At 52.2% G+C, this 25,657-nt stretch carries 27 protein-coding genes; 10 read left to right on the top strand and 17 right to left on the bottom strand.

Annotated elements, in window-relative coordinates; all coding sequences use genetic code 11:
• Nucleotides 1–8 precede the first annotated feature (8 nt).
• Together KP014_RS09035 and KP014_RS09030 are read right to left on the bottom strand one after the other, a co-directional pair.
• Nucleotides 9–461 carry a MarR family winged helix-turn-helix transcriptional regulator gene (locus tag KP014_RS09035; RefSeq protein ID WP_036602102.1) on the bottom strand — a complete coding sequence of 151 codons (453 nt, stop codon included), beginning with the start codon at nucleotides 459–461 and terminating at the stop codon, nucleotides 9–11.
• Between the two features lie 196 nt (nucleotides 462–657).
• Nucleotides 658–1,317 (bottom strand): YjgB family protein, encoded by a 660-nt coding sequence (locus tag KP014_RS09030; protein ID WP_175491829.1) that lies wholly within the window; start codon nucleotides 1,315–1,317, stop codon nucleotides 658–660.
• A gap of 224 nt (nucleotides 1,318–1,541) precedes the next feature.
• Here KP014_RS09030 and KP014_RS09025 point away from each other — a divergent pair, with 224 nt between their 5' ends.
• Complete coding sequence (locus KP014_RS09025) at nucleotides 1,542–1,979, top strand: PH domain-containing protein (RefSeq protein WP_246590680.1); 438 nt, start codon at nucleotides 1,542–1,544, stop codon at nucleotides 1,977–1,979.
• A 59-nt stretch (nucleotides 1,980–2,038) separates the two neighbouring features.
• Here the strand turns inward: KP014_RS09025 and KP014_RS29055 are convergent, their stop codons facing one another.
• Together KP014_RS29055 and KP014_RS29050 are read right to left on the bottom strand one after the other, a co-directional pair.
• Entirely contained in the window at nucleotides 2,039–2,356 is a 318-nt protein-coding gene (locus KP014_RS29055; RefSeq protein WP_051499211.1) for a histidine phosphatase family protein, read from the bottom strand.
• Nucleotides 2,319–2,627 (bottom strand): histidine phosphatase family protein, encoded by a 309-nt coding sequence (locus KP014_RS29050; RefSeq protein WP_051499213.1) that lies wholly within the window; start codon nucleotides 2,625–2,627, stop codon nucleotides 2,319–2,321. The genes KP014_RS29055 and KP014_RS29050 overlap by 38 nt, the downstream gene beginning before the upstream one ends.
• 183 nt (nucleotides 2,628–2,810) lie before the next feature.
• On the opposite strand from KP014_RS29050, the gene KP014_RS09015 reads away from it, so the two are divergent.
• Genes KP014_RS09015 through KP014_RS09005 form a run of 3 tightly spaced genes read left to right on the top strand, consistent with a single transcriptional unit; the run spans nucleotide 2,811 to nucleotide 4,460 of the window.
• Nucleotides 2,811–3,482: a TetR/AcrR family transcriptional regulator gene (locus KP014_RS09015; protein ID WP_036587206.1), complete on the top strand. Its 672-nt coding sequence runs from the start codon at nucleotides 2,811–2,813 to the stop codon at nucleotides 3,480–3,482.
• A complete protein-coding gene (locus KP014_RS09010; RefSeq protein ID WP_036587209.1) occupies nucleotides 3,454–4,029 on the top strand; it encodes a flavodoxin family protein in 576 nt (191 codons plus the stop codon). Before KP014_RS09015 ends, KP014_RS09010 begins: the two co-directional genes overlap by 29 nt.
• A gap of 35 nt (nucleotides 4,030–4,064) precedes the next feature.
• The gene (locus KP014_RS09005; RefSeq protein ID WP_036587212.1) at nucleotides 4,065–4,460 is read left to right on the top strand and encodes an FMN-binding protein; all 396 of its coding nucleotides are present in this window, start codon (nucleotides 4,065–4,067) and stop codon (nucleotides 4,458–4,460) included.
• 111 nt (nucleotides 4,461–4,571) lie between these two features.
• On the opposite strand, the gene abc-f is transcribed toward KP014_RS09005, so the two are convergent.
• Both abc-f and KP014_RS08995 read right to left on the bottom strand, forming a co-directional pair.
• On the bottom strand, nucleotides 4,572–6,407 hold the full coding sequence (gene abc-f / locus KP014_RS09000; RefSeq protein ID WP_090834034.1) for a ribosomal protection-like ABC-F family protein: 1,836 nt from the start codon (nucleotides 6,405–6,407) through the stop codon (nucleotides 4,572–4,574).
• Between the two features lie 518 nt (nucleotides 6,408–6,925).
• The gene (locus KP014_RS08995; protein WP_036588690.1) at nucleotides 6,926–7,987 is read right to left on the bottom strand and encodes a Gfo/Idh/MocA family protein; all 1,062 of its coding nucleotides are present in this window, start codon (nucleotides 7,985–7,987) and stop codon (nucleotides 6,926–6,928) included.
• Between the two features lie 196 nt (nucleotides 7,988–8,183).
• Here KP014_RS08995 and KP014_RS08990 point away from each other — a divergent pair, with 196 nt between their 5' ends.
• Complete coding sequence (locus tag KP014_RS08990) at nucleotides 8,184–9,011, top strand: ATP-grasp domain-containing protein (protein ID WP_036588692.1); 828 nt, start codon at nucleotides 8,184–8,186, stop codon at nucleotides 9,009–9,011.
• A 4-nt stretch (nucleotides 9,012–9,015) separates the two neighbouring features.
• On the opposite strand, the gene KP014_RS08985 is transcribed toward KP014_RS08990, so the two are convergent.
• The 5 genes from KP014_RS08985 to dpaL all read right to left on the bottom strand — a co-directional run bounded on the left by KP014_RS08985 (nucleotide 9,016) and on the right by dpaL (nucleotide 13,843).
• Nucleotides 9,016–9,426: an RDD family protein gene (locus KP014_RS08985; protein ID WP_036588694.1), complete on the bottom strand. Its 411-nt coding sequence runs from the start codon at nucleotides 9,424–9,426 to the stop codon at nucleotides 9,016–9,018.
• 161 nt (nucleotides 9,427–9,587) lie between these two features.
• A complete protein-coding gene (locus KP014_RS08980) occupies nucleotides 9,588–10,487 on the bottom strand; it encodes a L,D-transpeptidase family protein (RefSeq protein WP_343223073.1) in 900 nt (299 codons plus the stop codon).
• 138 nt (nucleotides 10,488–10,625) lie between these two features.
• Nucleotides 10,626–11,324, bottom strand: coding sequence for an SAM-dependent methyltransferase (locus tag KP014_RS08975; RefSeq protein WP_036588697.1), 699 nt, complete (start codon nucleotides 11,322–11,324; stop codon nucleotides 10,626–10,628).
• 74 nt (nucleotides 11,325–11,398) lie between these two features.
• On the bottom strand, nucleotides 11,399–12,562 hold the full coding sequence (locus KP014_RS08970) for a M20 aminoacylase family protein (RefSeq protein WP_036588699.1): 1,164 nt from the start codon (nucleotides 12,560–12,562) through the stop codon (nucleotides 11,399–11,401).
• Nucleotides 12,563–12,616: 54 nt separating this feature from the next.
• Nucleotides 12,617–13,843: a diaminopropionate ammonia-lyase gene (dpaL, locus tag KP014_RS08965; RefSeq protein ID WP_036588701.1), complete on the bottom strand. Its 1,227-nt coding sequence runs from the start codon at nucleotides 13,841–13,843 to the stop codon at nucleotides 12,617–12,619.
• 40 nt (nucleotides 13,844–13,883) lie between these two features.
• On the opposite strand from dpaL, the gene KP014_RS08960 reads away from it, so the two are divergent.
• The 5 genes from KP014_RS08960 (at nucleotide 13,884) to KP014_RS08940 (ending at nucleotide 16,106) form a co-directional block, all read left to right on the top strand.
• Complete coding sequence (locus KP014_RS08960) at nucleotides 13,884–14,048, top strand: hypothetical protein (RefSeq protein WP_216700482.1); 165 nt, start codon at nucleotides 13,884–13,886, stop codon at nucleotides 14,046–14,048.
• A 68-nt stretch (nucleotides 14,049–14,116) separates the two neighbouring features.
• The gene (locus KP014_RS29225) at nucleotides 14,117–14,662 is read left to right on the top strand and encodes a hypothetical protein (protein WP_175491830.1); all 546 of its coding nucleotides are present in this window, start codon (nucleotides 14,117–14,119) and stop codon (nucleotides 14,660–14,662) included.
• Nucleotides 14,663–14,886: 224 nt separating this feature from the next.
• Nucleotides 14,887–15,396: a GNAT family N-acetyltransferase gene (locus KP014_RS08950; RefSeq protein ID WP_036588703.1), complete on the top strand. Its 510-nt coding sequence runs from the start codon at nucleotides 14,887–14,889 to the stop codon at nucleotides 15,394–15,396.
• 138 nt (nucleotides 15,397–15,534) lie between these two features.
• Nucleotides 15,535–15,861 (top strand): bacillithiol system redox-active protein YtxJ, encoded by a 327-nt coding sequence (gene ytxJ, locus KP014_RS08945; RefSeq protein WP_036588706.1) that lies wholly within the window; start codon nucleotides 15,535–15,537, stop codon nucleotides 15,859–15,861.
• The gene (locus KP014_RS08940; RefSeq protein WP_036588709.1) at nucleotides 15,858–16,106 is read left to right on the top strand and encodes a glutaredoxin family protein; all 249 of its coding nucleotides are present in this window, start codon (nucleotides 15,858–15,860) and stop codon (nucleotides 16,104–16,106) included. The genes ytxJ and KP014_RS08940 overlap by 4 nt, the downstream gene beginning before the upstream one ends.
• A gap of 578 nt (nucleotides 16,107–16,684) precedes the next feature.
• Here KP014_RS08940 and KP014_RS08935 read toward each other — a convergent pair.
• The 6 genes from KP014_RS08935 to KP014_RS08910 all read right to left on the bottom strand — a co-directional run bounded on the left by KP014_RS08935 (nucleotide 16,685) and on the right by KP014_RS08910 (nucleotide 25,477).
• A complete protein-coding gene (locus KP014_RS08935) occupies nucleotides 16,685–18,175 on the bottom strand; it encodes a glycoside hydrolase family 32 protein (RefSeq protein WP_036588714.1) in 1,491 nt (496 codons plus the stop codon).
• Nucleotides 18,176–18,199: 24 nt separating this feature from the next.
• Nucleotides 18,200–20,455 carry a LamG-like jellyroll fold domain-containing protein gene (locus tag KP014_RS08930; RefSeq protein WP_036588716.1) on the bottom strand — a complete coding sequence of 752 codons (2,256 nt, stop codon included), beginning with the start codon at nucleotides 20,453–20,455 and terminating at the stop codon, nucleotides 18,200–18,202.
• Between the two features lie 95 nt (nucleotides 20,456–20,550).
• Entirely contained in the window at nucleotides 20,551–22,197 is a 1,647-nt protein-coding gene (locus KP014_RS08925; protein WP_036588718.1) for a type 2 periplasmic-binding domain-containing protein, read from the bottom strand.
• A 113-nt stretch (nucleotides 22,198–22,310) separates the two neighbouring features.
• The gene (locus KP014_RS08920) at nucleotides 22,311–23,201 is read right to left on the bottom strand and encodes a carbohydrate ABC transporter permease (protein WP_036588720.1); all 891 of its coding nucleotides are present in this window, start codon (nucleotides 23,199–23,201) and stop codon (nucleotides 22,311–22,313) included.
• 17 nt (nucleotides 23,202–23,218) lie between these two features.
• Nucleotides 23,219–24,121 (bottom strand): ABC transporter permease, encoded by a 903-nt coding sequence (locus KP014_RS08915; RefSeq protein WP_036588723.1) that lies wholly within the window; start codon nucleotides 24,119–24,121, stop codon nucleotides 23,219–23,221.
• A gap of 387 nt (nucleotides 24,122–24,508) precedes the next feature.
• A complete protein-coding gene (locus KP014_RS08910) occupies nucleotides 24,509–25,477 on the bottom strand; it encodes a LacI family DNA-binding transcriptional regulator (RefSeq protein WP_036588755.1) in 969 nt (322 codons plus the stop codon).
• Between the last annotated feature and the right edge of the window lie 180 nt (nucleotides 25,478–25,657).

Raw genomic sequence — 25,657 nt, 5'->3', positions numbered from 1 at the left:
AGAAGCGGTTAGCCTAAACCTTTCGCCTGTTTCCCCAATTTCTTAAGCAGTACAATCGCTTCCTGCTGTTCATCCTGGGAAATCCCCTCCATTAGTGAATGGATTTTATCGGCATGTTCGGGAAAGATCCGATTAAACAAATCATTTCCGGCGTCCGTGATTTCAGCATAGATCACTCTCCGGTCTTCATGGGATGGCACGCGTCTTAACAGATTTTTCTTCTCCAGCTTGTCGATATTGTAGGTAATACTTCCGCTTGTGATTAAAATCTTTTCTCCAATCTGCTGCATGGGAATTTTCCCCTTGGCATACAGCACTTCGAGAATCGCAAATTCGGAAGGTGACAATCCGTACTGCCTGACATCCCTTATAGCTTGATCCGAAATCGCTCTGTAAGCCTTGGATAGAACAACAAACAGCTTAAGGGAAGTCGCTTGAGCGTCGTCCAATTGATTGGGCATTGAATCACCTCCTGCATATATCTTTGACCCAAACATCTTCGTTTATAATTTCTTTAATCCAAATGTCTTTGATTTAAGATAAATATACAGCGTGAATCCTTTATTGTCAACATATAATTCAAAAAAAACAGCCAGGCGGGAAGTCCCTCCTGACTGCTCTTAACTGCCTGAACCTTCGGCCTTGCCCGCCTGCTTACTAACCGGCCATATTGTTAATCGAATCCTGTTCGGAGAAGACGGAAATGTGATCGACTTTACCGGCAGACTTCGGAATCACGAATTTCAATTGGTACTGGGCGCCCGCCTTGTAAATATAGATGCTGTCGTTCCCGCTGGTTTTTATGTCGTCCGGCTTGCCGAGCGTGGCTTGAATCTGCTCCAGTGTCAGCTGCTGCAGCTCGGCGGCGCTGGAACGGACATCGAAAATCAGACTGCCCTTGTTGAACCCGATCACCGCATGCTTGGCATTGTAAGTGGCGTAGATGCCTTTGCCCGCGCTTTCTTCCTTGTCCGGCTCACCCCAAGCCTTCTTCACATCGTCAATGAGATCCGTATGCGCGGCGAACGGAATACCCGGCGCTTTGCCCTGCTTGGCCAGCTCAAGCAGCTCTGTGAGCTGCGCGGCCGAAGGCGTGGCGGAACCGCTCGGACTGCCCGTTGGGGCAACATCACTGGCCGCCGGAGAAGTGGCGGAAGTCGCTGGGGCTGACGATGCGTCAGCCGAAGGCGGTACAGACGGCAAGACGGCCGCCGATGGCGACGGGGACGCTTCTCCGCCTCCGGAACTGCATGCGGCAAGACCCAGCATTCCCGTGAGTATAACGCCTGCCGTCATCATTTTTATATACTTGTTCATATGTGTCATCTCCCTGCTGATCTTGACAGTCTTGGATCTATTCCTCTCCTTAACAGACGAAATACATACGGAAAGGTTGCAGCATTGAGAGCGCCTGTCCTCTTGGTTCATATCCGCATTACCTCCATCTCAAAAATAGAATTTGCCGGCGGCATAAAGGAAAAGCCGCCCTGAGCGTGGAATTATTAAGACGATACTTTTACAGTTTGTTTTGACAATAGGAGGTGCTTGAAATCGCGAATCTATTTAGCGGACTGCTGGGCAATTATTCCGAGGTTTCCATTCCCGAACTGAGCAGTCAGTACGGAATTTACCTGATGCCGGATGAGAAGATCCAGATGGGATTCCGTCTCGTGCGGGATACGTTTATCATTACAGACGAACGGCTGATTTTTATCGACCATCAGGGCGTGACCGGCAAAAAGACCCGGGTTGCTTCCATCTCCCTCGAATCGATTTACGAAGTTACGATGGAAACGGGCGGCACCGGCTTTGATGACAGCGAAATCACTATCCACTTCATTCAATCGCCGTACTTCAAAACCAATAACCCGCAAATCGGCTCGTACAAATTCGAGTTCGGCAAAAAATTCAACGTCCAGCCGATCTACGTCGCGCTGCTCACGCTGGCGCATCAGAACCACAAGCGTCTGAACGCATAATCCGGACTTTTCCTCGAAAAAGAAATGCTGACGAACGCCGCTCCTGATGGGGCGGCATTTTATTTTGAGCCAGGCCCCGGTTCCCATAACCTTTCTACCCTCACCAGCTTCTGCCCCGCAAATTCCAACTTATAAATATCCGGCTTGGTCGTCGACAACAAGAAATCGAATCCGTACGCTTCATCGTAATAGTGCATGATGATCGACATGATATTGCCGTGGGTTCCAATTGCAATTTTGCTCCCCGCATGTTCCCGCAGCAGCCGCTTAATAATCGGGATGGCGCGCTCTTCGGCTTCCTTGTTGCTTTCGCCCTCTTCAAGTTTATAACCTTCGTCTTCAAAAAGAACGGCGGATCGCAGCGAGCAATTCTTCATCCCCAAATTCCCTGCCTATAGTTCCAAACGCTCTTTCCCGCAGCCCTTCATATAAAATAATCTCCTTCCCGGCCTCTTCCGCCAATGGCTGCATGGTAGCAACCGCCCGCGCGTAAGGGCTGGATACAAAATGCCCAATCTCTTCGTTCTTCAAAATCTCCTTCACTCTTCGCGCATCGGCTGCTCCTTGATCTGATAGACCACGGTTTCGTTCCTGTCCGTGCAGATACGGGGAAACGGCATGTCTAATCATGTATAGGCTGGTATTCATCCTCTTGAACTCCCCTTTATGGCCACTATTTTTCCAAAACATTCCTTAATACCATTCGGCAATCCGGCTTCATATCCTTCATTTCCCTTCCCCCTGTAAAAATCAGGATTTACACCGTACCAAAAAGATGATACCATTCAAGTAAACTCATAGTTTACTTTTAGAACTGGAGGTTTAACACTGTTGGACCGTACAACGCGCAAAGAGGCCATCGCCTCGCTTCATCAAGAGAATATTCTCCGTGCGGCAGAGGAACTGTTCGCGGAAAAAGGCTTTGCGGCGACGACGATGGATGACATCGCCAAAAGCGCCGAATACAGCAAACGCACGGTATACATTCAGTTTCCAAGCAAGGAGGAGATTCACGGCCGGATCGTACTAAAAGGATTTATACAGCTTAAAGAGCATATTCTGCGCAGTCTGGATGGCGAGACGGACTTTTTTTACAAGTATCGTGCCCTATGCGACAGTCTGATTACGTTCTATGAGTCCTCTCCCTACCTTTTCGCCGGCATTGTCGATTTCCAGACCCAACCGTTGGACAGCCGGGATTTGCCGGAGGTGAAGAGAGACATTTTCAATGTCGGGGAAGAGATTAACGCCATTCTTGAGGTTATAATCCTTCAGGGAATCGCGGAAGGAGCCGTTAACCCGGACACGCGGATCAAGGAAGCCATTCTGATCTATTGGAGCAGCCTGTCCTCGCTCATTATGGTGGCGCACCGCAAAAGCAGCTATATCTCCGAGACGATGGGCGCAACAACGAATGGGCTGCTGGAATACGGCTGCAATCTGCTGCTGCGCATGATCGCAAAGGAGGTTCAAGATGCCAACGAAACGGCTGCTGGCCATTAAAGGCGGCCCCAGGCCGGACGGAATGACGGCCAAGATGCTGCAAATTGCCGTACAGGCGGCTGCGAAAGCGGGCTGGGAAACAGACATCTGCGATTTATATAAGATGGACATATCCGCCTGCAAAGGTTGCCCGGATTGCCGGGCAAACGGAGTATGCCCTCCCAGCGGCGAGCTTGCCGATTTATGGGTAAAGCTGGCTTTCAGCGACTTGGTTATTCTGTCCGCGCCTACGTATTACGCCAATGTGCCGGGCCAGGTCAAGCTCCTATTCGACAGGCTGGCAGTCAAGGCGATGGACCGCAGCGGCGCTGGGCTTGCTCCGAAACCGACGCTGTCCAAAAGCCAGCAGTACCTGCTGATGACCGCGTGCAATACGCCGTTTCCGCTGAACCGGCTGCTGCGCCAAAGCTCATCCTGCCTCGCCGCCATGAACGAATTCTTCCGCATCTCGGGCATGACCTGCAGAGGCAAGATCGTCTGTCCGGGCGCCAAGAAGCTGACGGAAGTTCCGGCCAGGCTGGCTTCGCAGATCGAAAGCTTTTTCTAATATGATACAGCCTTTAAACTTAGGGAGGTTAAACTGTGAAGAAGAAACTGCTGATAACCGCTGCTCTTATTCTGCTCGTGGGGGCAGGCTGGGGGCTTACTTATCTGTATCAGGTCAACAGCTATCAAGACAAGATTAAGAATCTCACCATATCCAATATCCCCTTCTCCCGTCTTGCCGACGGTACTTACGTGGGAGAATACGATGTGCGCTTTATCGACGCCAAAGTTCAGGTTAGCGTGCAGAACGGCAAAGTGACCAAGATCGACCTGCTGAAGCATAAGAACGGGCATGGCGCTCCCGCCGAAGTCATTCTTAAAGAAATCGTCGCCAAACAGTCGCTGGATGTGGATGCCGTCAGCGGCGCGAGCAATTCCAGCAAGGTCTTGAAAAAGGCGGTGGAGATAGCGCTGGTTCAAGGCGAGAAATAATCCTTTCAAGATTTCTCTAGCCAAGCAGACATACCCGCCTCCTAACAAAAGAAGCTGCCTTCAGCCTAATAACGGCGGGGCAGCTTCTTTGTATCAGTAGCAGCTCAATTTTTACCCCTTCTTCTCCAGCTCCTCAATCCTTCGGCGCAGCCGCTTAATCTCCTCCAGCAGCGCCATGTTCTCATCGTCACTCTCCGGTGTTTCCGCCTGGATGAGCCGCGTCAGCCGCAGCTGCAGTAAGCCAAGCTCATCCTCTGCGGCCCGCTCTTGTTCCGTCATCGTATGCTCCCGGTCTTTGGACAGATACTCCTCATAGGTACCGGGGAACTGCCTCGGGAAGCGCCCGCGCTCCAGCACGACCAGCCGGTTCGCGATATTAGACAGCAAATACCGGTCATGCGTTACGAGCAGCAGCGCGCCGGGATAAGACTTCAAGGCTTCCTCAATAACTTCCCTTGTATCAATATCTAGGTAGTTGGTCGGTTCGTCCAGCACCAGCAGATTCGCCCTGCCGAAGTAGAGCCGCAAGAAAGCGACGCGGCATTTCTCGCCGAGGCTTAAGCTGCCGATTAGCTTGAAGGCATCTTCCCGCGTGAATAAAAAACAGCCCAAAATCGTTCTTGCCTCCGTCACCGTCATTTCCGGGAGCTGAAGCAGACTGTCCAGAATGGTAGAGGAAAGATCGAGCTGCTCCAGCTCCTGGGCAAAATATCCGACCGTGGTCTGCGGGTGAAGAGCGACCGTCCCGCCGGTTGGCGCGCAGATTCCCGCCAGAAGCTTCAGCAGCGTCGACTTGCCGGACCCGTTCGCCCCGATAACGCCGATCCGGTCGAACCGGCGGACCGAAAGGCTGAAGTCCTTCAGCAGAGGACTCCCGCCCGGGTACGCAAACTCCGCATGCTCCGTCCTCAGCAGGGTCCCGGCGGCGAATTCCCCTCCCGTAAGCTGCATGTTCAGCTTGGCGCTCTCCCGGGGCTCCGCCGTGCGCTCCCGGTTCAGCCGATCCAGCGCCGATTCCTTCGCATGCAGCCGGGAGACGTTCTTCTTCGATTTCGACCGCAGAAAATCGTTCTGAGCGGCGGCGCGGTGCGCCTGCTGGAACCATTCCGCATAACGCCGGATGGCCTCCTCCAGCTTTTTCTTTTCCAGCTCCTGTCTTCTATACCGCGCCTCCAGTTCCCTGGCTTCCACAGCCTTCTGCTTGCGGTACTGTGTGTACCCTCCGGCATATCGTCTGCAGCCATCCGGCCTTAGCTCCAGCACGGAGGTCGCCGTGCGGTCGATAAAGCGGCGGTCATGCGAGATGTACAGCACGGTGCCGGAATAGCCGGACACCCACTCCTCCAGCCATTCCATCGTGTCCGCGTCAAGATGGTTGGTCGGCTCATCCAGCAGCAGCAATCGCGGCTGCCGGGCCAGCAGCCGGGAGAGCTGCGCCCGCGTCTTCTGCCCGCCGCTCAAAGACTGGTAAGGCAGATCCCAAACCTCCTGCGGAAGATTCAGCTGCCGCAACGCTTTTTCCGCCTTCGCCTCCCAGCCGTAGCCGTCCAGCCGAAGATAGTCCTCATAGGCTTCGCCGTAATCATCCAGCAAGGCCTTCTCCGCTCCGCAGCCGCTTTGGAGTCTGCCGCCCAGCCGTTCCAGCCGGACCTTAAGCTGTGCCGCCTCGGCGTTCCCTTCCAGCACCAGCCGGCGGGCGGTCATTTCTTCCCCTGGCTCAAGCTGCTGATCCAGCAGCCCCCATTCCTTGACGGGCAGGCCGCGGAACACCATCCCCGACTCAAAAGGCACAGCGCCCAACAGCCCCTTCAGCAGCGTCGTCTTGCCCGCTCCGTTGCGCCCGAAGAGCGCCATCCGCTCTCCCTCGGCCAGTTCAAACGATAGATTCCGGAACAGGGGATTCCCGTTCCATTCCTTGGATATCTCTTTCACATGCAGTATCGGCATTGTCCATCCCTCCGAGTTCATACAAAAATAAAAACCGCAGCTGCCGCTGCGGTCAAAAATATCGTATGAAAGGAAGAAGGATGGCGCGGTTCGTTGCAGCCGATGGCAGGCCTGCTGCTAAGCGGCAGCAGCCATGAACAGGTTCATTGCCGGGCGGAATGCAGCCATTAACAGAGTTAATCACGGCAGATTCCATTTAAGCCCGGGTCGGGGTTTACCCGTACAATCCATACAGCCGGGCTATCCCTGGCAAGCTGTTCTTTGGCCTTTTTGAACGAAGCGTTTACCGATCCCTTGGATCTTCCCGAAGAAATACGTATTCCTGACCGTCCGCCCAATATTGGGCGCACCGCGGCTTGTGCATATCGCTAGTCACAAGTTGGCTGGTCTTATAAGGAAACGTATTAGTTCTTCATCGTAGGGAAGATCCTCCATCAATTGTCCGAATTTGAAATCTATATTAATTATAGGGCAGCGAAGTCCCGGCTGGCAAGACCGGGGGCTTCGGGCAGGAGAGTTTACAGCTCCAGATCTTTAAGGACGGCCCGTTTCTCCGCCGCTTCAAAAATCGTCTCGATCAACCGCAGCACACGATGGACCTCCTCATTCTTGACCAGAGGCTCGCTCTTGCCTTCGATCACGGAGACAAAGTTGTCATAGAAGCTCTGCTTCGTGCTCAGAGCCTTCTCGATCGGCAGGCGCAAAGTGGATTCCTCCGAGGGCGGCGCCATCGTCTTCGTAAGTCCTTGTCCCGCTTGGATCGGCTTCGGCTCGACCTTGGCGACATCCGGATTGTTCACCACGATCTCCCCGCTGAGATCCCAGTCGCGGATAATGGCGGTTCCTTCCGTGCCTTTGACATACCAGCGGGGCAGCTTGATGAAGTTGGTCGTTCCGACCTCGATTACGGCGGTCAGGCCGTCCTTGAACCGGATAAAGCTGGTGAATCCGTCATCCACCTCGGTGCCGAGAATAGTGCTTAATTCGGCGGTAACGCTGTCGATTCTGCTGCCGGTGAGCAGCAGGAGCTGATCAAGCAGATGGACGCCCCAATCCAGCAGCATGCCGCCGCCGTACGCCTTGAGCTGGCGCCAGTCGCCGGGAATACCGTTGGCCCCCTGCACGCGGGACTCCAGATGGAACACCTCACCGATCTTTTTCTTCTCGATCAGGTCCTGGATAATAAGGAAGTCTTCGTCCCAGCGCCGGTTCTGGTGCACCATGAAGACGCGATCCGATTCTTTCGATACTTCCAGAATATCACGCAGGTCCGCGCTGTCTACGGTAACCGGCTTCTCGCAAATAACATGCTTGCCGGCCGTAAGCGCCCGGATCGCGATTTCCTTATGTACATCGTTAGGCGTCGCAATCAGCACAACATCTACCGTTTCATCGGATAACACCGCTTCCAGACTGTCATAAGTCTTAAAGCCCTTGGCTGCCGCGAGTTCCTTCCGGTAATCGACCACATCATAAACACCGGTTACCGCCAGCCGCTCGCTCGGTTCGATCAACTGCACATGATAGCTGCCCATTCCCCCGAAACCGACGATGACAAGACTGTACTTGTTCTGTTCCATAGTTTATCCTTTCCTTTCCGCGTGTGCTGCTGCAAGTAGGCGCAGGTTCAATTTTCATTCCCCTACATTCTACACCGTTTTCATTCATACAGGAATAGCGCTTGTCCGTAAAAAAATACGGATAGCGTTTAGTTTCCCGTCCTTTTAAACTATAAAGAACGATACCAGATTACATAGTGGAAGGGCGTAGGCGTAAATGAACACTATATTATTTGTCACCGATCTATATTACCCAGCCAAAGGGCGAAATTATTATGAAGAAGATTTGTTTCTGACTTCACGGCTAAGAGAAGCATTCGCGCTCACAATTTGCCATCCGCAGGACATTCATGCTTTTGAGAAAAATTATGATCTCATCGTGATCCGAAACGCCGGACCGGTTGCAAATTTCAAGGACGAGTATCTGTCTTTTCGTGAAAGAGTTGCTGCGAACCCATACAAAACCTATAATTCATTTGACGGCAAGGGCGATATGAACGGGAAGGACTATCTGCTACAGCTTACGAAGGAAGGATATCCCGTCATACCAACCATAGATGATGTGAAGTGGATTGAGAAATTGCCGGATGCCGAAGCTTACATCTCCAAACCGAAGGACGGAGCCGACTCCATAGGTCTGGAGCGTGTACCCTCAAATGAGTTAACATCCAAACTTAGTGCCGGTGAAGACCGGAATATCCTGATTCAGCCGTTCATTGATTTTGAATACGAAGTATCGTTTTATTTTATTGACCATGAGTTTCAATACGCGCTGTATGCGCCGGACAAACAGAAGAGATGGATGTTATCGGAGTATGTTCCGACTGCAGAGGATTGGAAATTTGCGAATCGGTTCATCGAGTGGAATAACCTGGCTTGGGGAATCCAGCGCGTCGATGCATGCCGGACCAAACAAGGAGAGCTTCTGCTGGTCGAACTTGAAGATTTGAATCCCTATCTCTCCCTGCTGGAATTACAACCGGACATTCGTCAAATGTTCATTGAAAATCTCAAGCATTCGCTGCGAAAAGCTCTTCAGGCCTGATTCTTTAATCATGAACGACTTTCGTTCCGGCAGCGAAATCGTGAATCGCCCTTTTATCTTTCCGAGCAACCACCATAATAAGGCTGATAAGCAGGGCAATTCCGAGGGTAAGGCCATACAGCAGCGCGCATAGCCCGTTCCGTAGTAACATCGCTCCGATACCGGGCGAAGTTCCGTCCAGTTTTTGGATACGGATTTTACATATTCTTTTACCGATCGTCTGGCCATTCCAGAACACCGGTACTAGCACGGTATAACAGATCATCAAGAAATCAATCACAAGTCGTCCCGAATCATCCCCTTCGTCTCCTCCCGCTATTAGGAAGTAGACAATCGATACCGGAAGCGAGAAGCAGAGACCATCCAAAAGTTGGGCTCCAAATCTAATCCAAAAGCCTGCGTTCCTTGCGTTCAAATAAAAACTCCTCTCTAATGCCTAAATAAAATCAATTTTTCGGAAATAATAGTACCATAGAACCATCCTTGGCGGCAGTAAAACTTATTACGAATCACATTCAAAAAAGCCGGTCCGGCATTTCGGATCGGCTTTTATTGCCCACCTATGGAATTCTATGCTTATTGAATCGTAACGGTGCTGCTCGACCCGGTCCACTTGATCTGTACACCGAACAACAGCGGAACGCTGCTCAGCGGGATCATCAGGGTCCCGTTCTCATTGCGCGACGCTAGCATGGAAACCTTCGCCCCGTTCACGGTGGCGTAGTCGGCCAGCGGCTTGTGCGACGCCGTGCGGCTGCCCATTGTGATCGTCAGCGCTCCTTCGGAATCCAGCCCCAGCTTTGCCCCGAGCACGGATGCGGTCTCTCTCAGCGGAACATACACGCGGGAATTCTCCAGGATGAAGGGCTGGCTCAGCTTCGTCGCCCCGCCGTTAACAACTATTGTTCCGGCAAATGTATTCGTCCCCAGAACATAGCCGAATTTCCGCGCAATGCTTTCCATGTCAAGCGCCGAGGAGGTGATGACCACTGTCGTATTTCTCTTCACCTGCGGAAACAGCCAATGGATGTCGTCGTTATGCATCCGGATGCATCCGGCGCTTACATACTTGCCGATCGAAGACTCTCTGTTGTTGCCGTGAATCGCGTAAGTCGTTCCTCTTGTGCCGTACGCATCCAGCCCGAGCCAGCGGTCGCCAAGCGGATTGGCGGGATCCCCGCCTGGAATATGATCTTTGTAATAAGGCCGGTTTTTAATTTTATTGAAAATCTTGAAGCGGCCTTCCGGTGTCAAGCTCTTCTCCTTGCCGGTAGCCACCGGGAATACCTTAACCAGCTTGCCGCCATCGAAAAAGGCCAGCTTGTTGACCTTTTTGTTTATCACGAGCATTTGTGTGCCAGACGCATCCGCTTCTCCCGCGAACATGCCGGTGCACAGCAGAACAAGCGCAAGCATCAGACTGAGCGTTGTCCGCCAGCCCCTTCCCCTATGAACCTCTCCCATGTTATTTTTCACTAATGTTCCCCTCCAGCCTAAGACTGCTAAATTTGTATCTCTTTATTTAATTAACGGATTCCGGAGGGAAATGTTGCCACTTTTGCGCAAAAAAAATTCCGGCCCCCATCGGAGACCGGATTGCCCGTTATCTATGTGTCAGCCCTTAATAATTCTCAGCATGCGGCCCGTACCTTTTTGAAACTCATAGGGGACCTGTACCTCTTCCGCCGTGCAGCCGTCTTCCCGAATGTGATTCAGCAGGTCATCCATCTGCGCGTACCGTTCACCCGACAGACCGACCAGCGGATAAATACGCAGTTCGTTTCGGGTTACACGCAGCAGCTCCCGCAGCGACTTCAGGTGAAAGTCATAATCCAGCCGGTCGCCGTACATGAACAAAAAATGCGCGGACAGCGTCAGATCGAACCGGCTGTCTTCAAACGGCAGTACCGGAAGTACCGCCGGAACATAACGATCAGGGTAAACTTCCATGTCGGAGGTGCACTCCCGCAGAGCGCGGCTTCTATGAGCCCTTAACTCCTCGATGGAGGCGAAATAGTCCCACTTGAATCCGGCCTGCGCTTTTTCTAATTGGTCCATCGCATGCCCGATATCCTCCAGCCCTTTCTCTTTAAGGGCCCGGGCAGCATAGCCGTAGGCGATATCGGCCGACACCGCCTGCGCTCCAAGGGCATTCGCCCGCGCCGTGAACGCGCATGCGCCGCCCGGACAATCCAGAACGGTCTTTCCGTTCAATTCCCCTTCGGACAGGCCGAACATCGCCATGTACTCCTCAAAGGTTCTTCCGATAAACACAATGCGGCTTAAATCCAGTCTGTTCTCTTCTAGGCTCATTCTCGTCTCTTCCTTTCTCAGCTCATCTCGTCTATAGCGGCGGCTGCCGCTTGTTTAACTTTACCATATGAATGCTATTGAGGCAGCCGAATTCTTATTAATTCTGCGAAATATTCAGCCCCAATTTTCAAAATATTGTCATTAAAATCATAGGCCGGGTTATGAAGCGGGATATTGCCCTTACCGTCCGATGCGCCACCGTTTCCAATAAAAACGAAGCATCCCGGAATATTTTGCAAAAATGCGGAAAAGTCTTCTGAAACCATCACTTGCTGTACGTTGGCATCGACCTTGGCCTCCCCCGCAACATTCAAAGCCGCTTTTACAGCGACATCGACGCACTCCTTCCAGTTCACTGTCGGCGCAAATTCATGGGTATATTCAAACTGGCATTCCGCGCCATGCATGCTGCATATTCCCTCGATTATGGCCTGCATTCTTTCTTCCAGCATCTGTTGAACCTCGGGCGTGTAGCTGCGGGTGTCCCCCTTGATCTCTACATGCGTCGGAATCGCATTCCGGATGCCGTCCGTATGGATCTCGGTACAGGATATTACAGCCGGAACATTCGGGTCCAAATTACGGGAAATGATCGTTTGCAGAGCGAGAATAATCTCGGAGGCGATCACCAAGGGGTCTATGCTCATATGCGGCCGGGCGGCATGGGAACCTTGCCCTTTGATCCGAATGACAAAATTATCCTCACAGGCCATAATTCCACCCGCACGGGTTGCTATCGTCCCTTCAGGCATGCCGGGCATATTATGCATCCCGTAAATTTCATCCATCGGAAACTGCTCCAGCAGCCCTTCCCCGATCATGGCAAGCGCGCCTTTTCCCGGCTCCTCGGCTGGTTGAAAAACAAACCTGACGGTGCCATTGAAATTTTTTCTTTCGGTCAACAATTTAGCCGCGCCCAGCAGGGCGGCCATATGACCATCATGACCGCAGGCATGCATTTTGCCCTTATTTCGGGAAGCATAGGGGCGCTCCCCTTCCTCTGTAAAGTTAAGCGCGTCCATGTCCGCCCTGATTCCAATCATCCCCGTACCGCTTCCGACCTTAAGGCTGGCAACGACTCCCGTGCCGCCAATGCCGGTATGAACCTCGAGCCCCATCGCAGTTAAAGCCTTGGCGATATATTCGGACGTCATTTTCTCTTCAAAAGCCGTCTCAGGAAACCTATGTAGATCATGTCTCCATTCGATGAGTTGTTGTTCGAAGCTTGCCTTATCCAAGCGCTTCCCCTTCTTTCGCAAAATGTAAAAATGAACGAGACATGTCCGGTCCGGTTAAAAAGAAGGATACTTGCCGTTCCATACGATATCCCTGTACCCCTCCGGGTCCGTATCACCTTCTGTGCTTATGATGAGAACTCTCGATTTCTCGTTCAATTGAAGTCGTTCCCCCACTTCCCGCAGCGCTTGTTCTTCCTGAATCAGACTCAGAACTCCCAATCCGACGGCGCCGGATTCACCGGAAATGATCTGAGGATCGCCGGGTAAAGGATTTCCGAGCATTCTCATGGCCTTGGCCGAAACAGCATCCGGACAGGAAATATACATATCCGCATAATCCCTTAAAATCCCCCAGGCTACCGTGCTGGGCTCCCCGCAGGCCAATCCCGCCATAATCGTCGGCAGATCGCCTGTTACCGCATGGGGCTTTCCGTCATTTTCCGTGGCGGATTTATAGATGCATGCCGCTTCACTGGGCTCGACAATGATCGTTGCCGGACGGTCGTCGCCGAATTCCGCTACGTAATAGCCAAGCACGCTTGCCGCAAATGAACCGACGCCCGCCTGAAGAAATACATGGGTCGGAGCATTCTGTCCATCCGCCTTTATTTGCTCCATCGTCTCATTAATCAGCGTGCTGTATCCTTGCATAATCCAGGTAGGGATCTCCTCATAGCCTTCCCATGCGCTGTCCTGAATCAAGACTCCGTTATGCTCGGCAGCATACCGATTGGCCAACCTTACGGTGTCATCATAATTCAGTTCAGTTATTGAGGCTTCCGCCCCTTCCTTTCTTATATTATATAGTCTGGCTGCCGATGAGCCTTTGGGCATGAATACTACGGATTTCTGTCCCAGCCGATTGGCCGCCCAGGCAATCCCCCTGCCGTGATTTCCGTCAGTAGCTGTAACGAAAGTAAGCTCCCCTAGCCGCTCTTTAATCTCCGGCATTTGCAGCTTCTCGAATGTAATCTCCGAGATATCCATATTGAGCCGCTTCGCCAGATATTTTCCGACCGCATAAGAGCCTCCCAGCACTTTAAAAGCGTTAAGTCCAAATCTGTACGATTCGTCCTTGATCCATATAGCGCCCACGTTCAGCTTGCGAGATAAAGCTTTCAGGCTGTGCAGAGGCGTTGGCTCATATTCGGGAAAGCTTTTGTGGAACCTTTTTACTTGTTCTGTCGCTTGACGGTCCATAGACCGCACCTGCGTTTTATCGGGGTTCGCCTTTCGAGCCTGTTCGTTTGCAATATAATGAAAAGCCGCAATATCCATCATCAGAGCTCCTCTCACGCTTATTTTGCATGTAATATATCACATGTTACATTCTATCCGCGAGGCGATATTAAGATTGGAAGAAGGAATGGTACAGGCCAAAGCTAACATTCAGCCGGTGATTATCCAATTGGAACAACAGCTTCCGGCGCCGCTTCGCCGCATTGGAAACGGACGGGTTCACAAATATTTTCTGGAAGATGGATGAATAATTTACATGGAGCCAAAGCATAATAATTTTCGGTTATCAATTAATTCCACAAGGAGGATACAACATTGAATACGAACATTTCCAATCAAATCAACCAAGGTGAGCAGCTTGTTCAACGGCTTATCAACGAAACACAGCAATCCAGCCAAATGTATCAACAACTTCTGCAGCAAGAAGAACAAAACGCAAGACAGCTCGAGGAACTGGCCAACCGTGAGCGTAGAGCTGCTCAATCGATTCAGACCGTTCTGCAAGGCCACCAAACAGCCATTCAACAATTGCAGCAAATTTCCCAAGTGTTCCGTCAAGTGGAGCAGCAATCGGCTCAAATCGGCACATTTGGCTCGGCTTACAACCAACCAGTGTTCCAAAACCCTGCGTCCCGCTCTTTTGGTTCTCCAATAGGGTCTTCTTCGATCGGATCTGCGCCTATCGGGACATCTTTCACCGGATATTCGTCTTTCGGCTCCCCAATCGGAGGATCTTCCATCGGATCTTCGCAGATCGGATCTTCGCAGATCGGGTCATCCTTCACCGGGTCATCTTCCTTTGGCACAGGCCTTCAGGCACCGGGACAATTCTCCACAAACCAAAACCGGAACTTCCAGTAATCGAATCGCAGCCGGCCTAAAGGCCAGGCATCTAACAGGGACTGTCCTCTCGGCTAAACAGCCGGGGCGGTCCCTGTTTTTTTCACTTTATCAGCTTATGCGACTGACCGCCGCTGCCGCAGCCCTGGCAATTAGGATTGGTAACTTCTTCATCCCCCGGTATAATGGGTAGCGTATACAATCATTTCCGATTAGACCGACTGACGGGAGAGGGGACAGCGCTAATGACAACAGGGATTCGTGTAGAACAAATCGGCGCAATAGACGAAGGATTGGAACGGGAGCTGGCCGGGCTGCTGACCGTTGTGGTGGAGGACGGAGCATCCGTCGGTTTTCTGCCACCGCTTTCCGAAGCGGAAGCTGTAGAGTATTGGCGGGGCGTACCGGGTGAGGGCGTTATATTATGGGCCGCTTGGGATGAAGGCGGAATTGCCGGAAGCGTGCAGCTCCATCTTGCCCTGAAGCCGAACGGACTGCACCGCGCGGAGATTGCCAAGCTGATGGTCCATCCTGAGCGCCGCCGCCGGGGCATTGCCCGCCTGCTGATGGAAACGGCAGAAGCGTACGCGTCAGCGGATGGCCGAGCGCTACTTGTGCTTGATACCCGCGAAGGCGATCCGTCCAACCTGCTGTATCAATCGCTCGGCTACGTGGAAGCCGGCAGAATTCCGGGTTATGCCCGGTCGGCGGATGGGGAACTGCATGAGACGGTGTTTTATTACAAGAAGCTCTGATTGCCCGTTTACCATGCAGCACCAAGGCATTTTACCGCTGTCTTTAGGCTGGAATGCCGATTGCTTTAATTTTGAAACATGTTACAATCTAAGGTACAATTACTGTTGATTAGCAACTATATTAAGGAAGGTGATATCATGTCCATTCAGCAACTCCACTCCGCCGAGGATCTGGAGCAGTATATTGCAAAGCCCGGAAAAAAGCTGCTGTTCAAGCACAGTACGACCTGTCCGATCAGCGCAAAAGCGTATGAAGAGTTCCAGTCCTATTTGAAAGACAATGATACCGACGCCGCCATCGTGCTCGTCATCGAGGACCGTCCGGTGTCCAACAAAATCGCCGAAGATTTCGGCATCAAGCATGAGTCTCCGCAAATCTTCCTGCTTGAGGATGGCGATGTGCGCTGGAATACCTCTCACTGGAAAATTACACAATCGAGCATTAAAGAGGCTGTAAGTCAATGAGTTCCCAAGTGATCGTCTACTCCACCGAGGGCTGCGGCGATTGCAGCCGGGTGAAACAAATGCTTCAGAGTGAGGGCGTCCCGTTCGAGGTCAGGGATATTATGGCAAGCGAGGATTATCAGCAGGAAGTAGAACGTCTCGGCTTCATGGGCATTCCGGTTACCGTAGCGGGCGGCAGAGCGGTCAAGGGATTTAACCACGGCGAACTAAGGGAACTGATTGCCGGGGCAGGAATGAAGAAATAAGTTTGAGCGTTCTTCCAAATAATCAAGAGGCTGTCCCAAAAGCGGATATTCCTATGGACAAGAGCGCCTTCTCTATTCAGAATGGCAAAGCAAAGTTAAGCAGCTGGCAGGTCTTTCGGTTATCGAAAGGCTTGCCGGCTTTCGTTGTAGAAATTAGGACAATTTCTCCAGCATTAGGTTGGGGAACGAGATCGGGTTGAGTGTGACTTAGTTCAGCATTCTTGCAAAACAGCTAAAATGCAGCTTTTTTTAATCCAAAGCGTTTATTCACCGGGAAATCCTGCAATTATACAGGGATTTGAGGCTGTTCTGATTGAATTTGAGGCGGAACGGGAAAAAGAGTGTATTTTTGCAGGCACGTTATAGAACAGGTCTTCTCAGGCGACCCAAAGATGCACTATCTCAGGTTTTTGCACTGTCCCGCTTCAACTCGGGTGGGAATGCATCGGGATGTTCTCCGTCCATCATTTCGTAAGCGATTTCCCCGGGTCAGCCTAAATAAAAGGGCGCCCCAGCAGCCATTTCTATGGCTTATGGAACGCCCCTTCGTTTGCCGTCTTAAGGGATGGTTTCGCCCTTTATTTTGAAGAATCCCAAATGGATTTCAAGCCGTATACATGCAAAGAGATGATTTCAATGCTTCCTTCTTGAACATACAGCTCCAGGTTCTGATGCTCGGGGCCTGGAAAAACCTGATCCGTCAGTGCAACACGCCCGTCGCCCGCAAACACTTCAACAGAGGAATGATCGGCAAAAATCCGAAGCTTGAGGATATCGCCGGAGGGCTTCAGGTCCGCTCCGTGCTCGCAGGAGAAATCAGGATGAAAGTCCGATATGCCGGCATTTCTGCGGTCAATGAACACATAGCTGCGGCTCGCATCATAACCGATAACCGTTCCCTGCCCGGCGGAGCCATGAATCCGAAAGCCGAACGCTGACGCGCCCGTAAGCTTGATTTCCGCTTCAATTTCCAGCGCACTTCCATGAATATCTTGCAAAAGATTGCCGTCCCCAGCATTAATCACCGCATGATTGATCCGAAATTCCTTTTCTCTCAGTGCCTCAAGCTCCTTTACCGGCATCTGGCGCAGCCGAACGCCGTCTTCGCACACCGCAAGCCCAAGCTCCCTTGGCAGTGTCATCGCTCCTCTCCACGCTTCCGTCGGCAGCAGATTGGCGTATTTCCAGTTGTTCATCCAGCCGATGAACAGCCTCCGTCCATCCTGCGCGGGGACGTCCGACCAGGTCACCCCAGCATAATTGTCCCTGCCGTGATCCAGCCACAGTACGGTATCCGGCGGGTTGTCGCTCACAAAGGAGACGCCGTCGTATTCGCCTACAAAATACTGGGTCCGCGAACCTTCTGCCAGTTCATCACTCGGGCCGATGCTGACGATAAGCACCCATTTGGATTCACCGCTGCCCCCGTCAACAGGGAGCCTGAACAGATCAGGGCACTCCCAGACCCCGTCATGCGAGCCTTCCGACGCGCCGAATTCGCTTCCGAAAGACCAATGAATCAGATCAGGCGAATGATAGAACAAAATGCGCTGTCCGGCGGCGAGCACCATCGCCCACCGTTCCCGCTCACTGTCCCAGAACACTTTCGGATCACGGTAATCCACGTGCCGCTCATCCTCCAGAACCGGATTGCCTTCATACATCGTCCAGGTTCGGCCCTTGTCTGAGCTGTAAGCGAGGCTCTGACTCTGGCGCGGCACCCCGCTTGGAGTCTGCGTATCATGATGGGTAAATACCGCCACCAGGCCGGAGCCTCCATTAAAAAAACCTGTGGTATCATGCCAGTCCACAACCGCGCTTCCCGAGAAGATCGCCCCGTTATGATCAGGCCAGAGCGCAATGGGGAGCTCTTCCCAGTAGACCAGGTCTTTGCTTACCGCATGACCCCAGTGCATGGGACCCCACACCGTGCTGTGGGGATGATGTTGATAGAACAGGTGATATTCTCCCTCATACCATACCAATCCGTTGGGATCGTTCAACCAATTAGCCTCCGGCGAATAATGAAATTGTGGTCGGAACGTTTCACTGTATGATTTTGTAGACACTCCTGCATCTCCTTTTTCTCTGTATTAATGGGATGGGTAAGCCGGGCCCATCTCCCATACGTCCATATCGATTTGCTCCGCCGGGCCGCCCGACCACAGCAGCAGGCCAAGCGCATCCAGCCGCGACGGATAGGCTCTGGTGGTCAGACTCTTAAGCCCATTGGCGTAGCATTCGATCAGCGACCGGTCGACAAAAATATGCAGCCGCAAGGTTTCCTCGCCAATCGGAAGATCGCCTCCCTGAATTCCCCGTGTCCGTTCCCTCGCGTCGAGCGTCGTGTTTGTCCGGTCAACCTCAAGCCGCTGCTCCAGGCGGTTAAACCGGATGACCGTCTCTTCCGCTCCATCCAGCGAGCGGCGAAGGGAAATGCCGACCTGTTCAGCCTGACACGAATTGAAGCGCAGTATAATTTCCAGCATGTCTCCGCTGACCCCAGCCAATTGCCGGTTGATGTCCTCCAGACTGCTCCCGGCCACGGACAAGAGCCGTCTTCCCCGGAGCAGCGCGGTTTCTTCCACCGGCTCTACGCCAAGCCGTCCATCGGTCCGCAGGAACAGCGATACCGGCATTCCCGCGCCGTGCGCCCAGCCGCAATCATAATCGATTTCCGGCGTCCGTTCGCCCTGCGCAATCGTAAACACGAGCGAGCGTCCGGTCCGCGGATCGACCATGCCGCTGGGTCCCGTGAAATGAAAATCGCCGACGTCAATCAATCCCGGCTCCTCATGATCTGGTTGAAATTTGCAGGTTTCAGGGTCCCAAACTCCAATCCAATAGTTGACCTCAACCTTAGCGCCTTCTCCCCAGGGACTGATGAGCAGGACATGCTTGCCTGATCTCGTACCTTCTTTCCCTTCAAGCGGGAGCGGAAGCAGGACCGGCAGCTCCCAGGCTTTCCCGAGATAAGGGTATTTGCCATAGTCGCTAATATACAAAGGACCCCGGTACTCCCAGTCCAGCATATCGGAGGAGGTATACACCAGAGCCGTCCCGCCCTCTTCCTGCCCGCCCGCGCCCGTTCCGACAAGCATATAATAGATTCCGTCTTCTTTCCAGACAAAAGGATCGCGGAATTCTCCGAACAAGCCCGTTCCCCGCTCCTGCCTAATAATTGGGATTGGATGCTTTATCCAGCTCTTTAAATCGTTATCGCCGTCTTCAGAAAATGAGCTTCTCGCAAGACCAATCGACTGATTGGGAGTCTCATCATTATTTCCAATGGTATAGAACAGCACCGGCAGCCCTTCATGATCATAGGAGGCGCTTCCCGACCAGATTCCGTCCGGGTCAAGCCCGGACTCCGGGCTGAGCGCAGCGGGCAAGTCCCGCCAGTGAACGAGATCCGGGCTAACCGCATGTCCCCAGTGAATATAATGGTAGAACGGGCCCTGGGGATTCTGCTGGTAGAACAAGTGATACTGGCCCTCAAAATAAAGCGGGGCGTGAGGCTCATTCATCCAGTGTCCCGGCGGATTCATATGATACTGCGGACGGTGGCGGTCGGCGGCGAAATACTGCCTGGGAATTTCCATAGCCTTGCGGTCGATAGACGGAATAACGCCGCCATGGCCCCGGAGATCCTGCTCATACCGCTGCTGAATTTCGGCTTCCGTCAGCGCCCGGTCATAAATGGCCAACTCGTCCATCCAGCCGTCAAAGTTGTTCATTACGAAAGCTTCGGCCAAAATCACTCCGTCATTATTGCGCCCGATGAGCAAATCGGCGCTGCCGGGCGTTATCTTCAAGGGTTGATTGAGAGTGGTCTCCGTCGTTTTCCGCCCGTTGAGATACAGCGATATCCGCCCTTCGCTCCCCGCGAAGACGGCGCACACAAAAGACCACCTATGCAAAGGAACCGGCTCGGTAGACCATGTCTCCAGCCATTCGCCGCCCGTTCCCGCCTGGAGCGACCAGGCCCCGTGCTTGAACAAGCCCAAAATATAGCCTTCCTTCCCCTCCCGGTTATGCTGGTTCACAATGGCCGCCAGACGATTCTCCGCCCCGTAATCATACGTCCTCGGAGCAACCCACGCCGTTATGGTCAGATTCTCCGAAGGCTGAGCGGCTAAGGGGGCAGGACGGCGGATGAACGTGGAGTAGCCGTCAAAAGACAAGGCTTTCCCCTTTACCCCCGCAGCCCAGACCGGATCTCTCGGAGCCTGGAAACGTCCTTTGCTAAGTGCGAATTGTACAGTATCGATTTTGCCGGATACGGAGTCTGCCGCTTGATTTCCGCGGCCTTCGTCAAAAGTCCAGTACGCGATCGGCTCGTTCAACATGTTCTCTCCATTCTTTCCGCGTTTTTAACAGGAGACAAGCCAGTGCATTCTGACATTCCGGCTTGCCCTAAGGTGCGGCTTTCTTTACGAAGCTGTTATTTCTGAGCTTGCATGTAGCGGTCGTAGCCGTCCTGATAGACCTTCATCAGATCCTCGATACCCATTTTTTTCAGATCGGCGGTGTATTTATCCCACTCTTCATCCACGCCGCCGTCCATCAGCCACTGGGCGCGCATCTTGTTCGTGTAGGTTTGGATTTCCGGTTTCAAGCGGTCGATCGTCTGCAATTCTTGATCCGTGAAGAAAATAAGCGGAAAATGCTCTTTCTCCATCTGCGGAACGAAAATATTCTTGATATCGTCCATCCGCTGTTTCGCGCGCGGTTCCGGAGCAACTACCTTCTCAAAATCCTCGCCGGTAATGACACCCGCTCCTCCCAAAGCGACCGTCCGCCGGAATTCGCCCGGGTTCTCGATATCTTTCTTCTGAACGAGCAGTCCATTTGCGTCTTTCTCGAACCATGTGCCGATCGGGCCCCAATGGACCTCTGCCGCCGTGACCGAATCATACAGCTTGTCGAGCCACTCGGCGGTCACTTCCGGATTCTTGTTCGCTTCCGTAATCACGGTGCCGCCTCTGCCTATCGCCGAACCGTTATTCCATTTCACTACCAAGTCTTTAAACGGCGGCACGATGGGATAGTGATCATCCCGCTCCCCGCCGACAACGTCGGTATGGTCCCACCAGAGGAAGGAGCCCAGCGTTTCATCTTGCGTCTTGCCTTTTGCCAAGTATTGCGCGTCGTTATGGGTGAAGGATTCGATATCCACTAGACCTTCTTCAAACCAGGTGTGAAAATATTTTACTGCCTCTTTGTAGCCCGGCTGCAGAGCAGCGTAGTATACCTTTCCGTCCTTGACGTTCAGATGCTCGGAGTAGGTGTTATTGCCCGGCTGATATGTTTTGTCGGGTTCGCCGAACGCGCCGAACAGATAGCCGATATCCCCGGTCCAATAGGCGTTGATGAAGGAGAGCGGAATTTCGTCTTTCTTGCCGTTCTTGTTCGGATCTCTATCTTCAAACGCTTTCAAAACGTTGTGGTATTCTTCCAAAGTCTTCGGCATTTCAAGTCCAAGATTCTTCAGCCAGTCTGAATTAATATACAAAAAGTCCGGATTAGCCCCGATATCCTCCTGCCCGCTTCCCAGTTCCTCGCCTACCGGCAGCGAGTAAATGTTGCCGTCGGGAGCCGTAACGAGCGCTTTGATATCCGGGCGTTTTTCAAAAAGGGCCTTCAGGTTGGGCATATGCTTGTCGATCAGATCGTTAAGCGGAATAATGGTGCCGTCCTGGCCGTAATGCAGCAGTTCCGTGTCCGTAAAGGCGGCTCCGTAGAACATATCCGGCAAATCGCCGCTTGCCAGCAGCAGATTCTTCTTCTGGTCGTAATCCGTATCGACGATCGTCGTCCAGTCCACATGGACATTGGTCTCCGACTCCATCCGCTTCGCCAGTTCAAAATCGTTGAAATCGCTCGGCGCGAGCGCGGGACGCTTCGCCACGGCCTTCAGCGTCAGTTTCTCCTTAAGCGGGAAACCTGTGGTGTCACCGCTGCTTGCATCACCCGATGCGGCATTCGTTGCCGCCGGAGTATTGTTTGAAGCGTTGCTGCCGCTGCATGCCGTAAGTACGACGGAAGCGAACAGGAGCGCACTAAGAACTATGGACATTTTTCTATTCATTGCAAATCAAACCTCCCTTATGATGACTTGCCCTATACAGACGCTTGCCACCCTTACAATCGCCAGGCCCCCACCTCCTTTCAGCGCATTCGCAGAACAGCCCCGGCTTCACCTCATCCCTTGACTGAACCGATCATGACGCCTTTGACAAAATAGCGTTGAAGCAGCGGATACAGCGTTAGCAATGGGAGCGCCGCTACGATAATAACTCCGAATTTAATCAGCTCAGTCACCTTTTGCTGGGCTACGAGTGTCGTAATGTCCGTCAGCATATCCCCGGAAGGCTGGTTCTGGATCAGGATGTTCCTCAGAATGAGCTGCAGCGGATACAGGTGGGAGTCATTCACATAAATCAGGGCGTCAAAGAATCCATTCCATTGGCGGACCACGGCGAGCAGCACAAGCACAGCGATGATGGGTTTGGACAGCGGCACGACAACGCTCCAGATGTAGCGCAGATTGGTACACCCGTCGATGGCAGCGGCCTCCCGTAGTTCATCCGGCAAGCTCTGGAAGAACGTCCTGGCGATAATAATGGCGAATGCGTCCACCGCCCCGGGAAGCACAACCGCCCAGATGGTATTGATCATATGAAGATCTTTGACAAGCAGATAGGTCGGGATAATTCCGCCGTTAAAAAAGAGGGTGACGACAAAAATCATCATGAAGACGTTCCGGCCGTAAAGATCTTTGCGCGACAGCGGATAAGCCGCCATAACAGTCAGAACCGAACTGATGACAGCCGCGAGCGCTGCGTAGAATAAGGAGTTCCGGTAACCAATCCAAATGGTGTTATCGCTGAAAATCCGCCGGTAGCCGTCAAAGGTAATCGACTTGGGCCACAGCCATACATTGCCCGCGTAAATTTGGTTCGGATCGCTTATGGAAGCGATTACGATAAAATAAAGCGGATATAAAATCATCAGCGTAAATCCGCCCAGCACGATGAAATTCACCACATCGAAAGCAATATCGCTTTTCAGCTTTCTTTTCACTCGAAACATGCTCAATCTCCCCCTTTCTAAAACAATCCGTTCCCGCTTATTTTTTTGGCTGCCCGGTTTACGATAAGCAGGAGCACCAGATTGATGGCCGCGTTAAACAGTCCGATCGCCGCCGAGAAGCTGTACTGCGCGCGCTGAATACCGATTTTGTATACATAGGTCGAAATGATCTCCGACGCGTCGATATTCAGGTCGGTTTGCAGCAGAAAGGCTTTTTCAAACCCAACGTTCATCAGGTTGCCTACGGCCAGAATAAACAGCACGGTAATGGTGGGAAGTATGCCGGTCAAATCGATATGGCGGATTCGCTGCCATTTGTTTGCTCCGTCCACGACGGCGGCTTCATGAAGATGCGGGTCGATACCGGCCAGAGCGGCCAAATAAATGATGGTGGCGAACCCCGTTTCCTGCCAAACCGTACTCATAATATAAACCGGGCGGAACCAGCCGGCTTCGGACATGAACAGCACCGGTTCCCCTCCGAACGCTCCGATGATATGATTGATCAGCCCGCTGTTCGGCGACAGAAACACAATAATCATGCCGGCCAGCACTACGGTCGAAATAAAATAAGGGGCATAGATTACGGTTTGAACGAACTTCTTCAGCTTCTCCCTGGCCAATTGATTCAGCAGAATGGCGATAATTACAGGAATGGGAAATGAGATCACCAGGTTCAAAAGGCTAAGCAGAACGGTGTTCTTGATGATCGTCCAGAAGTTATAGGATTCAAAAAACTCCCGGAAATACTGAAATCCCACCCAGGGACTTCCCCATATTCCGGCGCGCGGCGTAAAGTCTTTAAAAGCGATCTGCACGCCGTACATGGGGACATACCGAAAAATAATAAAGTAGGCTACAGGCAGAATAAGCAGCAAATACAGTTCCCAATTTTTTCGGGCAGCTTTCAGCTTTCTCATATTTGACTCCCCCTGGCAATTCGATGTACGTAGTCGTTAATGCAACATGTTATACAAGGTTTGTGCATCGTCTGCGCTATTCGTCTTCCGGCCGATCTTTGACAGCGGTATCATTTCAGGCCGCATAAAGAGTGTGAATGTCGCCGCGCCCGCCCCGGGTATCCCAATAGTTATGCCGACTGAATCTCTGCATGTGTAAAGGTCTCATCTCCTCCTCCGTCCTGTTAGATCATCTATGGGTTGGATCTCATGCCGCCTTTTTTGAAACGTTTCCAATTAACACCAGAAGAAACGGCTGTGCCGCCCTTCCTAACTTATGCTCCCGAAGCCAACGATATGAGCATCTCTTGCAGGTGTTCGTTTCTTGCACTTTTGATTGTAAAAAAATCAGGTCGTCTCCCCCGCCCTATATTGTACAGGGATACGGTAGACTTCACGATCCAAGCTTTCCCCTTCCACTTTCTTAAGCAGCAGCCTTACGGCCGTTCTCGCCATCTCCTCCACAGGCTGACGGATCGTGGATAGCAGAGGATGGAAAAAGGGATGGTCCTGGATGCCGTCGTAGCCGATTACCTTCACATCGTCCGGAACGCGAATCCCGGCCTGCTTGGCTTTCTCGATATATTTGGCCGCAGTCATATCCGTAATGGCGAATACGCCGTCAATGTCTTGATGCTGCTGCAGGAACGTGCTGTAGTACATATCCTCATCCCGAAGCGGATCGGGTTCTTCGTACACGGCGTAGGGAATGCCAAGGGCCTGCGCTTCATGCACGAAGCCGTCCCTTCGAAGTACGGTCTCGCTGTATACGGAAGGCACATTGCCAAGGAAAGCGGGTTTCTTCACACCGGCCTTGACCAGCTCTCTGAGCGCAATTCGCCCTCCCTCGAAATTGTCTGAGGTCACGCAGGTAATCTGCTTGTTGAAATGCCGGTCGATGCTGATTATCGGGATATCCGTGCTCACGCTGTTCTCAATATCGTTATAGGTGATCCCGACAATTCCCGCCACCTTGTTCTGCTTCAGCATATCGAAGTAATACAATTCCTTCTCGGGCTTGCCCCCGCTGTTGCATAGCATCAGCTTGAATCCGCCCTGGTCGAGCTCATCTTCAATAAAGTAGGCAAGCTCGGAAAAAAACGGGTGCCAAATGCTTGGCAGCATCAGGGCCACCATCTTCGATTTCTGCATCTTAAAGTTACGCGCGACCTCATCCGGCACATAATTCAACTGCTCGATAGCGGCCTTGACCTTATCGCGGGTTGCCGGTTTAACCGCCCCGGCATTATTAATGACTCTGGAAACGGTACCGACGGCGACACCTGCCAAATTAGCAACATCTTTAATACTGGCCATAAGCTTCCTCCGCTTAAACTTCTTTGATAACCGTATCGTAACACAGTTTTGGAAACGTTTCAATAAAAAAATATAAAGCGTTTTCATTAAATATCCTCATGAATTTTTTTCAATTTTATTGATTGACAGGTCGCAAATTCAGGTTTATATTTTAGTTAAGCGTTTACGTTATCTGGCGTA

The sequence above is a fragment of the Paenibacillus sophorae genome (assembly GCF_018966525.1).
GTDB classification, from domain to species: domain Bacteria; phylum Bacillota; class Bacilli; order Paenibacillales; family Paenibacillaceae; genus Paenibacillus_AQ; species Paenibacillus_AQ sophorae.
This window is presented reverse-complemented; position numbering and strand designations above follow the sequence as displayed.